12 protein-coding genes and 1 tRNA gene are annotated in these 13,279 nt (G+C 44.8%); 8 read left to right on the top strand and 5 right to left on the bottom strand.

Translation table 11 applies throughout. The features are described 5' to 3' along the window. Window positions 1-44 precede the first annotated feature (44 nt). Window positions 45-121: transfer RNA gene (locus tag L3V35_RS24085), tRNA-Asp, on the top strand. A gap of 1,089 nt (window positions 122-1,210) precedes the next feature. Here the strand turns inward: L3V35_RS24085 and L3V35_RS24090 are convergent. Genes L3V35_RS24090 through hemC form a run of 4 tightly spaced genes read right to left on the bottom strand, consistent with a single transcriptional unit; the run spans window position 1,211 to window position 5,307 of the window. Further along, window positions 1,211-2,392: a heme biosynthesis HemY N-terminal domain-containing protein gene (locus tag L3V35_RS24090; protein ID WP_102572232.1), complete on the bottom strand. Its 1,182-nt coding sequence runs from the start codon at window positions 2,390-2,392 to the stop codon at window positions 1,211-1,213. Continuing rightward, a complete protein-coding gene (locus L3V35_RS24095) occupies window positions 2,392-3,618 on the bottom strand; it encodes a uroporphyrinogen-III C-methyltransferase (RefSeq protein WP_017091151.1) in 1,227 nt (408 codons plus the stop codon). Before L3V35_RS24095 ends, L3V35_RS24090 begins: the two co-directional genes overlap by 1 nt. Before the next feature lie 19 nt (window positions 3,619-3,637). Further along, window positions 3,638-4,366, bottom strand: coding sequence for a uroporphyrinogen-III synthase (locus tag L3V35_RS24100; RefSeq protein WP_054542664.1), 729 nt, complete (start codon window positions 4,364-4,366; stop codon window positions 3,638-3,640). Between the two features lie 2 nt (window positions 4,367-4,368). After that, window positions 4,369-5,307 carry a hydroxymethylbilane synthase gene (gene hemC / locus L3V35_RS24105; protein ID WP_102447801.1) on the bottom strand — a complete coding sequence of 313 codons (939 nt, stop codon included), beginning with the start codon at window positions 5,305-5,307 and terminating at the stop codon, window positions 4,369-4,371. Window positions 5,308-5,651: 344 nt separating this feature from the next. Between hemC and L3V35_RS24110 the strand changes: the two genes are divergently transcribed. Beyond that, on the top strand, window positions 5,652-8,180 hold the full coding sequence (locus L3V35_RS24110) for a class I adenylate cyclase (protein ID WP_017084846.1): 2,529 nt from the start codon (window positions 5,652-5,654) through the stop codon (window positions 8,178-8,180). 68 nt (window positions 8,181-8,248) lie between these two features. Here L3V35_RS24110 and cyaY read toward each other — a convergent pair whose 3' ends face one another. Next, the gene (gene cyaY / locus L3V35_RS24115; protein ID WP_171309431.1) at window positions 8,249-8,563 is read right to left on the bottom strand and encodes an iron donor protein CyaY; all 315 of its coding nucleotides are present in this window, start codon (window positions 8,561-8,563) and stop codon (window positions 8,249-8,251) included. Here cyaY and L3V35_RS24120 point away from each other — a divergent pair. The 6 genes from L3V35_RS24120 to yigB are packed head-to-tail and all read left to right on the top strand — an operon-like array spanning window position 8,543 to window position 13,269. Then, window positions 8,543-8,755: a lipoprotein gene (locus tag L3V35_RS24120; protein ID WP_017104751.1), complete on the top strand. Its 213-nt coding sequence runs from the start codon at window positions 8,543-8,545 to the stop codon at window positions 8,753-8,755. The genes cyaY and L3V35_RS24120 overlap by 21 nt on opposite strands. 42 nt (window positions 8,756-8,797) lie before the next feature. Continuing rightward, window positions 8,798-10,051: a diaminopimelate decarboxylase gene (gene lysA, locus L3V35_RS24125; RefSeq protein ID WP_009848209.1), complete on the top strand. Its 1,254-nt coding sequence runs from the start codon at window positions 8,798-8,800 to the stop codon at window positions 10,049-10,051. A gap of 11 nt (window positions 10,052-10,062) precedes the next feature. Beyond that, window positions 10,063-10,893, top strand: a complete 831-nt coding sequence (gene dapF, locus L3V35_RS24130) for a diaminopimelate epimerase (protein WP_004736615.1) — start codon at window positions 10,063-10,065, stop codon at window positions 10,891-10,893. A 44-nt stretch (window positions 10,894-10,937) separates the two neighbouring features. Beyond that, on the top strand, window positions 10,938-11,636 hold the full coding sequence (locus L3V35_RS24135; RefSeq protein WP_017090344.1) for a DUF484 family protein: 699 nt from the start codon (window positions 10,938-10,940) through the stop codon (window positions 11,634-11,636). After that, window positions 11,605-12,537 carry a tyrosine recombinase XerC gene (xerC, locus tag L3V35_RS24140; RefSeq protein WP_171309430.1) on the top strand — a complete coding sequence of 311 codons (933 nt, stop codon included), beginning with the start codon at window positions 11,605-11,607 and terminating at the stop codon, window positions 12,535-12,537. Before L3V35_RS24135 ends, xerC begins: the two co-directional genes overlap by 32 nt. 15 nt (window positions 12,538-12,552) lie before the next feature. Then, a complete protein-coding gene (gene yigB / locus L3V35_RS24145) occupies window positions 12,553-13,269 on the top strand; it encodes a 5-amino-6-(5-phospho-D-ribitylamino)uracil phosphatase YigB (protein ID WP_171309429.1) in 717 nt (238 codons plus the stop codon). Window positions 13,270-13,279: the final 10 nt, after the last annotated feature.

Below are 13,279 nucleotides of genomic sequence, written 5' to 3' on the forward strand. Positions count from 1 at the left end.
CCGACCTGGAGATATGGACGCTCACTTAGTGAGTTGACCACTGCGGAGTGGTAGTTCAGTTGGTTAGAATACCGGCCTGTCACGCCGGGGGTCGCGGGTTCGAGTCCCGTCCACTCCGCCACTTATTAGAAAAGCCCTGCTAGAAATAGCAGGGCTTTTTTACATCTAAAGAAAAGTGTTTTGCCCTTCGTCCGAAGAGTCCCACAAAGGGTTTTCCTGAAGCCCACAATCCCGTCCATTCCGCTACTTATTAGAAAGCCTAGTCTGACGACTAGGCTTTCGTCGTTTCTGGGGTATGAGTTTTAACTCTTGGTTTTGGCTTCCGTAAAAGGTTGTTTTTGCTAGTAATCGTTGAATCAACGATTGATTAGAAAGCTGTGCTAGCAATAGCAGGGCTTTGCGTTTATGGGCTCTAACATGACAAATTGATTTTAATAAATAAGTTAGCAGGAGTTTTATCAGTAGCTGTGGCTTCTTAATTACTTCTGTTGAGTGATGATTAAGCCGCGCTTTAAACTTCGGAGTTTTGCTGTGTCTCAGAATTGATTTCGTCTAGAGTCTGAATACATTTACTTCTTCAATCTTAAACCAATAGGTTGGTTACGGAGGTAGGTCGGGTTTACGATCTCCAACGCTTTGAGGTACATTACTGAAATGTAATTTTCATCTAATGATTCCAGTTGCTAAGCCCACTGTAATCTAGAGCTAATCTCTATCAAATGACAACTACTGCGAAACGTCTTTTCTTTCGGTACAAATCCAACCAAGTTATCTGATCGTTATTCCTTCAAAAATCTATATAAAGGTTGTCAGTCAGCTCAAATGGATTCTAAACAGCTTGTTTTATAGTTTGCTAAAACTACATACGGATAGATCTAACGTATCCCTCAGTGTTTTTTAGGAAACCTTGCGGGGGATTTCATGAAGATTTAACCTCATGACTTAAAATCAGTACTTATAAAGCATTAATAGTATTTGAAAACCAATGATCAAGATGTGTGACTTATGGATTGTTCCGAGCTAGGTGGGCCATATACAAATGGACGGTGCTTCGGTCTGCAATAAGCTTGGTGTGGAGAAGGGATTTGGATGGAAGACTTTTACTACCATCTCTAGTGTTTGCTTATTGGTACTGAGGAAGTTATCTAAGGTAAACAGTAGATACAAAAAAGCCGATGCTTGGCATCGGCTTCATGTTAGTTGTATCAGTTTAAGCTGGTTGAACGAGAGCGAGTGCCTTGCGAGAAACTTCGTGAGCAGCCTTCGTTAAGTTTTGCTTTTCTAGTGCATCAGATAAGTATCCGTAATCTGATACGTTTGAGCGAAGTGCTAGTGCTTTCTCGAAGTGGATTTGTGCTTCTGACCACTTCTGTTCTCTTAGGTAGAACTGAGCCAATGCGCTGTGTGCTTCGGCATTGCCACCATCTTTACTGATGGCGCGCTCTAGCATCACAACGACTGGGTGGTGATCGGCAAGGTTAAGCTCTGGAAGCAACATGTAGAGCTCATTTGAACCACTCTTCGCAATGTTCTCTTTGATCACAGTGAAGGCTTCTGAGTCAGCTTTACGAGCGATCAGTTGCTTCACAAAGCAGGAAACAAGGTGAGAGCTTTGTTTCTGCTTTCTTGAAAGCTTGTTCCAATGGCTGATTAAACCTTCGCTACCTTGCTGCTGTGCCACATCGTGAAGCAAGCCGCATTGTGCTTTTTGTTCTAACTCAACTTGCTCATCAGCCGTAAGAAGCTTGTTTTTAGCTAGCTTAGGCGTTAACTCTAGTAATGGTTGCCAGAGTTTAAGCTGCATGTAGGTGGCTTTTAATAGGCCAAGTACAGCGGTGTTATTAGGATATGTACCTTTTAAGGTCGAAAGTGTATCGAATGCGGCTTCGTAGTTCGACTCACTGATCTGTTGTTTTGCTTTAGTTAGCTCAACGGCCAGTAGAGAGTCCTCTTGTTGGCTAGCAAGTTCGATGTACTTATCACGCTCACTCGTATTACCTTGTTCATGAGCAGCTTGAGAAGCGACTAAATAGCAAAGTAGAGGCATGTCGTGATGATTAGCCCAACGAGTTACTTTCCTCTCTGCGCCTTTCCAATCACCTTCAAGAAGCTTGATGATGCCTTCATTGGTATAACGACGAGAGCGTTTTAGTTTACGAACACTGAACCAGTTCCAAGTCGTTGAGCTTGCGTACATAAGCTTTTTGAATAGGTACTCCAAGCCGAATAGAGCAGCTAGAAGAGCAATGACAAATATAACCAGTGTTGTCACACTCATCTCAATGGTCTTATTTGCTATCGAGATCAGGACATAACCTTGTTGACCTGAGAACTGGGTACCGACAACTAATCCGGCACCTAGAACGAGAAAAAGAAAAATCCAGCGAATCATTATTTCTCCTCCGTGGTCATAACTGTCACTTCACGACGTAGGCGCTCGCGTATAACATCTGACAACTCATTTTGAGACTCAAGTTTTACAGGGTATTTCACTGAGATATTCTGCTCACTTAACTGTTTAATCGCCTTCTCAAATTCAATCACTGAGTTGTTATCTTGGTTTAGGTACGCTTTCGACCACTCACTAGCGGTATTAAGTGCTGCACTGTAGACATCACCTTGCTCTTTGTAGACAGCGCGAATTGCGGTCTCTAATTTGCCCTTAATATTCTCACGTAGGTAGAAGTGTTGCTCAGGAGAGAGTAGAGGGATGACTTCACCATCACGACTACGGAAGGTGATGAAGTTTTCTGAGAAGTCTTTCATCGACGTCATCAGGTTGTTCTGCCAATCATTAATATCTTTCGATACCGCTTTTTTCTCAACAACTGCAGCTTCTGGAAGAATTGCATTGGCAAGCGGTAGCGTATCGACTTGCTGTTGTAGGCTTGTGATGCGTAAAACTAAGCCATCGCGGTCGATAAGAGGGATAGTGCGAAGCTTAGTAATGTCATTGGTCATTGATTGGCGCAGTGATACTAAGCTTGGGTCATTTAGTGCGGCGATACGTTGATCGGCGCTTTCCATTAGTTTGGTTGCGCTAACGGCATCATGCTCAAGGAACAATTTACGACCTGCTAGTTTTACTAGGTAATCGGCTTCAGCAAGCAACCAGTCATTTGGTCGACGGCCTTTAACGTCAGCTACTGCTAACTGCAGGCTTTGAATACTCTTTTGTTGCTGGGATTGTACGACCTGAGTTTTCTCCACTGCGTGAGAAGCTTCTTGGATAGTCTCTTGCTTGATGGTTTGCAGGTCTTTATTTACTGCAGATTGGGTATTTTGCAGTTGTGTTTGAAGAGCAGCGATTTGAGTTGAGTACTCAGCGCTCTTTTGCTGCATTTGAAATGCGATGCCGCCACTGAAAATAATAGAAATAGCGATCGCAATAGCGCCTAGTTTGACACCGCGCTTACCTTGCTTTTCTGCTTTCTCGATTTGTTCTTTATGCTCAGCTTGAGGCTGTTCACTTTGAACCGTATTTGACGCAGAGGCATCAAGTTTTTTTTCAGGCTGTTTTGTCTCTGTAGATTCAGCTTTTTCGTTTTCAACAACTACTGGCTGAGTGTCTTGTTTCTTTTCAGGTTCAATATGCTCATTATTTTTTTTGCTTGTCATGCTTATTTCCTGTTTCTAGCTAGGGCCGGAGAGCAGCCAGTAATATTTGGTTCGTAGCACTGTGAGTATTGGTCACGTTCGAGAAACCGAGTTGTTGTGCTCGTTCTACTATGCGCTGGCTTGGGACAAATAGTTGTCTCGTTGAAAGCCAAGCCAAATACTCATCAGGGGTAATTGAGCAGAGATACTCCAATTGTTCCTGACTAGTGATGACAACTTTGGACGTTTTTTTGTTTATCCATGTTTGATAGATATTGTGATCGTTAATGGGAATATATTCTCTACGGTAGGTCTCACAATAGGAGACTTGCGCACCTCGATTGAGTAAAGAATCTCTAATGAGCTCACGCCCACCATTTCCACGCAGTATCAAAATGGATTTATTATCTACGCCATTAAGTTCAGTAAGTTTGAGAAGATGCTCACTATCACTCACTTGGGGATAGTTTACTTTTTGTTTACTAACTTTGCTTAAAACGTGCGCAGTTTTTTGACCAACGCCAAGATAAAGCGGCGAAGTTGGCCAAATAGATGAAGTTTTCGAAAGGATGTTTTGGGCAGCGGTCACAGCGTGGTGACTGACTGCAATAATGATATCGCTGTTATTAAGCTGGGTGCTTAAATCCGATGAGTGTGGATTATCAACGATACGAATAAGCGGATGATGGATTGCTTGAATCCCTTCATCCGCTAGTTGTTGGCAAAGCGATTGTCCCTCTGAGCCGGGACGTGTCACCAACACTGTCATGATTATTCTTGGTCAGCGTAGAGCTTGGTTAAGATTTCTCTCGCGCCATCATCCAGCAATTGATTTGCCAGAGTAACGCCAAGCGCTTCTGCATCTTTGCGAAGGCCAGAGATCTCACCACGAACCATTTTAGAACCATCTGGTTCGCCTACTAATGCACGTAGCCAGATATTATCGCCATCTAATAATGAGTAGCTGCCGATAGGAACCTGACAACCACCTTCTAGGGTAAGGTTCATTGCACGTTCGCACAGTACACGATCAGCCGTGTCTTTATGATTCAGTGGTTCAAGGAGTTTTATCAGACGCTCGTCATCAAGGCGACACTCAATACCAACAGCGCCTTGGCCAACAGCAGGGAGAGACTGCTCTGGTTCGATGAAGCTACGAATACGCTCTTCTAGCTCTAGACGTTTAAGACCTGCAGCAGCGAGTACGATCGCATCGTATTGACCATCGTCGAGTTTACCTAGACGAGTACCAACATTGCCGCGCAGTTCTTTGATGATGAGATCTGGGCGGTATTCTAGCAACTGACATTGACGACGCAGGCTACATGTACCCACGACAGCACCTTGTGGTAGCTCGTCGATGTTGTTGTAAGTGTTTGAAACAAAAGCATCACGAGGGTCTTCACGTTCACAGATAGTTGCTAGACCTAGACCTTCAGGGAAGTCGACCGGTACATCTTTCATTGAGTGAACAGCTAGATCAGCACGACCTTCTAGCATGGCTACTTCGAGTTCTTTAACGAACAGCCCTTTACCACCCACTTTAGCCAGCGGGGTATCTAGGATGATGTCACCTTTGGTCACCATAGTTACCAACTCAACCTCTAAACCAGGGTGAGCAGCTTGCAGTGCATCCCTTACAAAGTATGCCTGCCAAAGGGCAAGAGGGCTTTTTCTGGTCGCGATACGGATTGGTGCTGAATTTGTCATGGTGTTTCCGATATAGGTTCTGTAATAGGCTAATCCTACCATTGTGAGGCGAAAATTCTTACTGTTTGATCATTCCATGCTTTGATAGCTGAGGGATTTTCATGAGTTCACCAAAATAGTGTGATTGGTATCTCATTTGAAACATGGGCTATTATTAGAAATAGGTAATAAAGAGGACACTACGGCGCCGTGAGTTTAACTTTTTGTCATCAAGGCATTGGCCAGTATGACAGGTTCCTTTGCTTTACCATTAAGGGTAAAAGTGTTAAATTGATCACGTTTTGTTGCTCCTTTCGTTCAGTAACTAAACAGAAGTGCATTTAATCTCAAACCAAGGACTTACCTTGCAGGCTTACACTCAGACTTTGATTCAACGATTAGACAATCTTAATCAGCAGCGCATTGATCGTGCGTTGGCGTTGATGAATGTCCAAGGCCAGCGAGTTTTCAACCTTATTCCTGCACTACTTCACTTCAATCATCCCATGATGCCTGGTTATTATGACCAACAAGTTCCTTTTGGAATTCGTAGCTTCACGCCTAATGAATTCCAAAAGCAATTTGTCTCTGATACCGAATTAACGCTGGGTGGAAAACTCACCGAGGCTGCTGAACCAGCAATCCTGGGCTTGTACACCATGGGCAGTACTTCTTCTATTGGCCAAAGCACTTCAAGTGATCTCGATATATGGGTGTGTGTTTCTCCGGATATGGATGGCGCATCTCGCGACAGCCTGACCAACAAATGTCTGTTGATTACCGACTGGGCTGAAACCTTAGGGGTTGAAGCTAACTTCTTCTTGATGGATGAACAGCGTTTCCGCTCAAACCATTCTGAAGAGATGACCGGTGATAACTGTGGTTCTTCACAGCACTTATTACTGCTTGATGAGTTCTATCGCTCTGCCGTTCGTTTGGCTGGCCAGCGTTTGTTGTGGCAAATAATTCCGCCAGAAATGGAAGAGTGTTACGACGAGTATGTCCAAGGCCTGTGTCAGGATGGCTATCTTGATTGCTCGCAGTGGATCGATTTCGGCAAGCTGAACCGCATCCCTGCTGAAGAGTACTTTGGTTCAAACCTATGGCAGCTCTATAAGAGTATCGACTCACCGTATAAATCGGTTTTGAAGGCGATCCTGTTAGAAGCTTATTCATGGGAATACCCAAACACCCAACTGCTTAGTATTGATACCAAGCGTCGCTTCTTCGCAGATGAACCGGATCTGTATGGCATGGATAGCTACTATCTGATGCTTGAGAAGGTAACGCGCTATCTAGAACGCATTAACGACCACACTCGATTGGACTTGGTGAGACGTTGTTTCTACCTTAAGACCCACGAGAAGTTGTCACGAGATGCGGGCATTGGTTCTGTTGCGTGGCGTCGTGAAGCCTTAACTGAGATGACTAAGTCTTGGAATTGGGGACATGAAACCATTGCTGAGCTCGATAACCGCCGTAACTGGAAGGTAGAGCAAGTTAAAGTGGTACACCATGCATTACTCGATGCCTTGATGCTGAGCTACCGCAATCTGATTCAATTTGCGCGTCGTAACGACATCACTTCGGCAATCAGCCCACAAGATATCAGTATCTTGGCTCGTAAGCTTTACGCTGCGTTTGAGGTGTTGCCGGGTAAAGTGACATTACTGAACCCGCAAATATCCCCGGATCTGCATGAACCAGACTTGAGCTTCATAGAAGTTCGTCAGGGTCAGTCGAATAAAGCCGGTTGGTACTTGTATAAGCAGCCACTGGTAGCGCATCGTATTCTTGGTCAGCCTTCTCTGGAACACCATGAGTACTTGAGTAAGTTGGTTGCTTGGTCGTTTTTTAATGGCTTGATTACCGAGTCGACGCGTTTGCACTCTGTGGTACGTGACGCTCAGATTGATATCGATAAGTTCTACCAAATGGTGAGCGACCTGCGTAATACCTTCTCTTTACGTAAGCGTCGCCCGAGTATGCAAGCTCTGGCGAGCCCGTGTGAAATAAGCCAACTGGCGATGTTCATCAACTTTGAAAGTGACCCAACTTCTGAATTAAGTGGTCGTGCGTTGAAGGTTGATCTTAAGAACGCCGATATCTTCAGTTTTGGTGAAGAGGGTAAGAGTTTAGTCGGCAGTGTTGATCTGGTTTATCGTAACTCTTGGCATGAAGTACGTACGCTTCATTTCCAAGGTGATACTGCAATGCTCGACGCGTTGAAGACGGTACTTGGTAAAATGCACCAAGATGCTTTACCGCCAGAATCGGTCGATGTGTTCTGTTACAGCAAAAACCTGCGTGGTGTGATGCGTAATATGGTGTATCAACTGCTTGCTGAGTGTATCGACTTACGATTGAAACCGATTGAGCCGGAGAAGCGCCGCCGCTTCAAGGCTATTCGTCTGGCAAATAAGATGTTTGGCCTGTTCTTTGAACGTCGTGGCGTTTCGGTGCAGATGCTGGAAAACTCGGTCGATTTCTATCGTAGTATCTCGACGAATAAGCTGAAGGGCTCACCTTTACTGATGCTCGATAAAGAGCAAGAGTATCAGCTACCAGAAGTGGTTGATGGTTTTGCGAGTGAAGGTTTAATTCAATTTTTCTTTGAGGATACCGACAAAGGTTTCAATATTTATGTATTGGACGAGTCGAATCAAGTTGAGGTGTATCACCAATACAGCGGTGAAAAAGATGAGATGATCGCGAGCGTGAATTCTTTCTACACTTCAGTAAAAGATGAGTCGAAGGTGTCATCTAAGTTGATTAATTTCAATCTACCTCAGTACTACCAAATTGTTCATCCTGAAGAAGGTAACTCTTACGTGGTGCCTTACCGTAATGATGCGACTTTAGCTTCTCGGAGCTCAAAGATAGTCAACATCTAGGTTTATTCTCGATAATTGATATTAAGAAAGGAGTGATTGATTCACTCCTTTTTGTTTTTTACCAATAATTAGACCCAATTGATCGCTTCATCTGCGTGCTTCGCGCATTCTTCTTTAACCATCTCAAACAATTCCATGCCCGTCTTAGAACATGTCCACTTGTCGTCGATTAGCTTGAAATGAAAACCACCAGATTTAGACGCTAACCAGATTTCTTTCATTGGTTCTTGGCGGTTGATAATGATTTGGCTGCGGTTCTCAAACTCCAGCGTCATTACGTTACCAGTCACTTCGTAATCAATATCTGCCTCTGATTCATCGATAGCTTCTTCGATGTTTTGCATCTGTATATCGACCAGTTGATGAAATTCAGTCTCGTTCATCCTTTCTATCCTATTGCTTTTCCTGAGTGTGGTGCGATTATAGGGGGCATTGAGTTAATAATCACGATATGCAAAATGAAAAAATTAATTACCGCTCTGTTTATGGTGTCCGTTATTGGACTTTCTGGTTGTGGTCAAACGGGTCCTTTGTACGATCCTGATGAAGTTCAGCAGACTGAACAATCACAATAAGTGAAAACACGCAGAAATCGTTATTTATAAGGGATAAGAACTTTGGATTACTTCAACTATCAGGAAGATGGCCAGCTTTGGGCTGAGGACGTCGCACTTTCACAACTAGCAGAGCAATATGGTACACCGCTGTATGTATATTCTCGTGCAACATTAGAGCGCCACTGGAATGCGTTTGATTCGTCGGTTGGCGAGCACCCACACTTAGTGTGTTATGCCGTTAAAGCTAACTCGAACCTTGGCGTGTTGAATACTTTGGCTCGCTTGGGCTCTGGCTTCGACATCGTTTCTGGCGGTGAGCTAGAGCGTGTAGTTGCTGCCGGTGGCGATCCAGCAAAAGTTGTTTTCTCTGGTGTCGGCAAAACAGCCGCTGAAATGAAGCGTGCGCTTGAGTTGAACATAAAATGTTTTAACGTAGAGTCTGAGCCAGAATTGGAGCGACTGAATAAAGTGGCTGGTGAGCTTGGTGTTAAAGCGCCGATTTCACTGCGTATTAACCCAGATGTTGATGCGAACACTCACCCTTACATTTCTACGGGTCTGCGTGATAACAAATTCGGCATTGCCTTCGACCGTGCTCCTGCAGTTTATGCGTTTGCAAAAACACTCGATAACTTGTCTATCCATGGTATTGATTGCCACATCGGTTCTCAGTTAACGGATATCGAACCTTTCATCGATGCCACTGACCGCCTGCTTGCACTGATCGACCAACTACGTGCCAATGACATCAACATTAAACACCTTGATGTAGGTGGCGGTTTGGGCGTGGTTTACCGAGATGAATTACCACCACAACCTTCAGATTACGCGAAGGCTTTGTTGGCTCGTTTAGACAATCATTCTGATCTAGAGTTGATTTTCGAGCCTGGAAGAGCGATTGCTGCGAACGCTGGTGTATTATTAACGAAAGTCGAGTTCCTGAAGCCTACTGAGCATAAGAACTTTGCCATCATAGATGCAGCAATGAACGATCTGATGCGCCCGGCACTTTACCAAGCTTGGCAAGATATTGTGCCAGTGAGCCCGCGTCAGGGTGAAGCGGTGACTTACGACTTGGTTGGCCCTATCTGTGAGACAGGTGACTTCCTAGGTAAGGATCGTGACCTTGTTCTTGAAGAAGGCGATCTACTGGCCGTTCGTTCTGCTGGTGCTTATGGCTTCGCTATGTCATCTAACTACAACACTCGTTCGCGTGCGGCTGAAGTGATGGTTGATGGCGATAAAACTCACTTGGTTCGTCAGCGTGAAGAGCTTACGAGTCTGTGGGAACTTGAAAACATTCTTCCGGAGTAATTTTAAGCGTTATGCACTTCCACTTTTCTAAAATGCATGGTTTGGGCAATGATTTCATGGTCGTGGACTGCATTACTCAAAATATTTTCTTTTCTCCAGATTTGATCCGTCGTTTGGCGGATCGTCACACTGGTGTGGGCTTTGATCAGCTACTTGTGGTTGAGGCTCCCTATGATCCAGAAACCGACTTCCATTACCGCATATTCAATGCGGATGGCAGTGAGGTGGAGCAGTGTGGTAATGGTGCGCGTTGTTTTGCTCGATTCGTTCGCATGAAAGGCTTAACGAATAAGTACAGCATCAACGTGAGCACCAAGAAAGGTAAAATGGTTCTCAAGATTGAAGACAATGACCAGATCACTGTCAACATGGGCATTCCTGAGTTTGAACCTGGCAAAATCCCATTCAAGGCAAAGCAGCCTGAGAAGACGTATATCTTAAGAACGGATGTACATACCTTGTTCTGTGGTGCCGTAAGCATGGGTAACCCGCATGTGGTTACCGTTGTTGATGATGTCGATACTGCAGATGTGGAGACCTTAGGTCCGCTTCTTGAATCACATGAACGTTTCCCTGAGCGTGTTAATGCTGGCTTTATGCAAGTGATTAACCGTGAAGAAGTTCGCTTACGTGTTTATGAACGCGGTGCGGGTGAAACTCAGGCGTGTGGTAGCGGTGCATGTGGTGCAGTTGCGGTTGGTATCAATCAAGGCTTGCTGGCTGAGAACGTGAAAGTTCGTCTACCTGGTGGTGATTTGCAGATTAGTTGGCAAGGTCCGGGTAAACCCCTGTTTATGACTGGCCCGGCAACCCATGTGTTTGATGGTCAGCTTTCTTGCTAATAAACATTCATAACCAATAGATTCATAAAAATAAAGGATAGGTTTTGTCTTACGTTCAAGCCGACGCACTCACCGCAGAAGTGGTCGCGGAATATTTACGTGATAACCCAGATTTTTTCCAAGACAGGAAAGGTTTGGTTGATCGCCTTGCTATCAATAACGTTGAGCAGGGCGCTGTATCTCTGGTGGAAGTTCAGCTTAAACGCCAACGCCATCGAATCGAAGAGCTAGAGGAAGAGATCACTGGCTTGATGTCGTTGGCAGCGAATAACGATAAAACCTTCTATGAATTTATGGATCTGCAAGCTCACGTGCTGAAATGCAGTGACTTTATGCAGGTGATCAAAGCTGTTGAACAAAAAGCGTTAGATTTAGGGTTGAAAGCTCATGTACGAATTCTCTCGCAACCTGGCTTTTATAAGCTGAGTGAAGAGCGCTATTCGAAGTTTTCGCTCAACCACTTCAATGGTAAAGATGCTTATCTAGGACGCTTGAGAAAAGCTGACAGACACGATTTGTTTGGTGATTTCCAAGTTCCAGAGCTAGGCTCTTATGTAGTACTACCACTTGCTAAGCAGTCTCCGTTGGGTTTGCTTGCCTTTTCTAGTGAAGATGGCGGACATTTCCAACCTCATATGGATACGCTATTTTTACGCCATTTAGCACTTGTTGTGTCTCATTTGGCGGACACCTTACCTTGGCAGATAAATAATGAGCCTAGAGCCCAAAATACCTCTTCCTAACAGCCTTCAAAAGCCACTTTCTCGCTTCTATGAATATCTCAGAAGCGAGAAGGGACTCAGCCTGCACACCCAACGTAATTACAAACAACAACTTGAAACTATGGCTTCTCATTTGGTCACACTTGGACTGAAAGATTGGGGCCAAGTAGACGCGGCGTGGGTAAGACAACTTGCCAGTAAAGGCATGCGAGAAGGAATGAAAGCGAGCAGTATCGCGACGCGCTTATCGTCACTACGCAGCTTCTTTGATTTCCTTGTGTTACGTGGCGAAATGACTGCAAATCCAGCCAAAGGGGTTTCTGCACCTCGCAAACAGCGTCCTTTACCTAAAAATCTCGATGTCGATGAAGTCGGACAGTTGCTTGACGTGAATGAAGACGATCCATTATCGATTCGTGATCGAGCGATGATGGAGGTGATGTATGGTGCAGGTTTACGTCTCGCTGAACTGGTTGGCATCAATCTTAAAGATGTGCTGGGCCGGCAAGGCGAAATCCGAGTGATTGGTAAGGGCGACAAAGAACGCAAAGCGCCGTTTTCAGGACTGGCTAAAGAGTGGGTCGATAAATGGCTCAAAGTGCGCGGTGATCTTGCTTCTCCGGGAGAAAAGGCCCTGTTTGTGTCCAAGTTAGGGACCCGGATCTCTCATCGCAGTGTGCAAAAGCGCATGGAAGAGTGGGGTAAGAAGCAATCCGTCGCGAGTCATATTAGCCCGCATAAACTGCGTCACTCCTTTGCAACTCACGTGCTTGAATCGAGCCAAAATCTGAGAGCTGTCCAAGAATTACTTGGGCATGAAAACATCTCAACCACCCAAATTTACACCCACTTGGACTTTCAACACTTAGCACAAGCTTACGATCAAGCTCACCCAAGAGCACGTAAGAAGAATAAAGAATAGATTAAAGGTTTTACTATGCGAATTTATCGAGGGTTAAAGTCCATCAAAGCCATGACCTTTGACTTGGATGACACCCTGTATGACAACTGGCCTGTGATCATGATGGTAGAAAAAGAGATGGCGCAGTGGCTTTACCAAAAGCACCCAGTGTCGGCTTCTTTATCGCTTGAAGAGTGGCAGGGCATTAAGCAGCAAGTCGCCTCTGAAAACCCAGCTTTAAAGCATGATGTTACCGTTTGGCGTGAAACACAGATTAAGAGTGGCTTACTGCAGTTGGGCTACTCTCAGCAGCAAGCTGAACAGGCGGCTCGTGAGGGGATAGAACATGCTTTGTGGTTGCGCAATCAAGTCGATGTCCCTCAAGAAACGCATCGAGTGATGGCAGAACTTAGCCAACGCATTCCTTTGGTTGCGATTACCAATGGCAATGTCGATCCACATAAAATTGGTTTAGGGCAGTATTTTCAACTAATCCTTAAAGCTGGCCCAAACGGTAGAGCAAAACCTTACCCAGATATGTTTGATAAAGCGCAACAATACTTAGATGTTGATGCCATCAACATTCTTCATGTCGGCGATCACCTTAGAACGGATGTTTACGGAGCTAAGCAAAATGGCTTCCAAGCATGCTGGTTTAATGACATTGGTTCCAATTTATACCTCTCTTCGAAGGCGAGTGTGCTGCCTGATGTTGAAATAGAGCAACTTAGCGATCTCATGCGACTAATTTAAAGACCTCTGT

Origin of the sequence: Vibrio sp. L5-1, from assembly GCF_021728315.1 — a bacterium.
GTDB classification, from domain to species: Bacteria; Pseudomonadota; Gammaproteobacteria; order Enterobacterales; family Vibrionaceae; genus Vibrio; species Vibrio splendidus_K.

Excerpts from the sequence above, each read along its gene's own strand:
- L3V35_RS24120 (WP_017104751.1), top strand. The coding sequence starts at position 8,543 with ATGAAATTCAGTCTCGTTCATCCTTTCTATCCTATTGCTTTTCCTGAG.
- cyaY (WP_171309431.1), bottom strand. The coding sequence starts at position 8,563 with ATGAACGAGACTGAATTTCATCAACTGGTCGATATACAGATGCAAAAC.
- L3V35_RS24100 (WP_054542664.1), bottom strand. The coding sequence starts at position 4,366 with ATGACAGTGTTGGTGACACGTCCCGGCTCAGAGGGACAATCGCTTTGC.
- hemC (WP_102447801.1), bottom strand. The coding sequence starts at position 5,307 with ATGACAAATTCAGCACCAATCCGTATCGCGACCAGAAAAAGCCCTCTT.
- yigB (WP_171309429.1), top strand. The coding sequence starts at position 12,553 with ATGCGAATTTATCGAGGGTTAAAGTCCATCAAAGCCATGACCTTTGAC.
- L3V35_RS24095 (WP_017091151.1), bottom strand. The coding sequence starts at position 3,618 with ATGACAAGCAAAAAAAATAATGAGCATATTGAACCTGAAAAGAAACAA.
- L3V35_RS24090 (WP_102572232.1), bottom strand. The coding sequence starts at position 2,392 with ATGATTCGCTGGATTTTTCTTTTTCTCGTTCTAGGTGCCGGATTAGTT.
- dapF (WP_004736615.1), top strand. The coding sequence starts at position 10,063 with ATGCACTTCCACTTTTCTAAAATGCATGGTTTGGGCAATGATTTCATG.
- xerC (WP_171309430.1), top strand. The coding sequence starts at position 11,605 with ATGAGCCTAGAGCCCAAAATACCTCTTCCTAACAGCCTTCAAAAGCCA.